The organism is Pseudomonas sp. Choline-02u-1 (assembly GCF_002836515.1).
Classification (GTDB): domain Bacteria; phylum Pseudomonadota; class Gammaproteobacteria; order Pseudomonadales; family Pseudomonadaceae; genus Aquipseudomonas.
This window is the reverse complement of sequence record NZ_PJBC01000044.1, coordinates 1-408: the sequence shown is the minus strand read 5'-3', so window position 1 is coordinate 408 and position 408 is coordinate 1. Positions and strand designations below refer to the sequence as shown.

At 61.5% G+C, this 408-nt stretch carries 1 protein-coding gene; it reads left to right on the top strand.

Annotation, left to right across the window (positions count from 1 at the left end):
• On the top strand, window positions 1-408 hold a 408-nt coding region (gene tssI / locus CXF97_RS14020; RefSeq protein ID WP_157830895.1), incomplete at both ends, for a type VI secretion system tip protein TssI/VgrG.

Sequence of the window (408 nt, the reverse complement as noted above, 5' to 3'; positions counted from 1 at the left end):
CTGCGCCACCCGAAACCGCGCATCCTCGGCAGCCAGAGCGCGGTGGTCACCGGCCCAAAAGGTGAAGAAATCCATTGCGACGAATACGGCCGGGTCAAAGTCCAGTTCCATTGGGACCGCGAAGGTCAGGCCGACGACAAGACCAGTTGCTGGCTGCGCGTCTCCAGCGCTTGGGCCGGCGCCCAGTACGGCGGCATCGCCATCCCGCGCATTGGCATGGAAGTGCTGGTCACCTTCCTTGAAGGCGATCCCGATCAGCCATTGATCAGCGGCTGCCTGTACCACAAGGAAAACACCGTCCCGTACGAGCTACCAGCGAACAAGACCCGCAGCACCTTCAAGACCCTGAGTTCCATGGGCGGCGGCGGTTACAACGAACTGCGCATCGAAGACAAGAAAGGTCAGGAG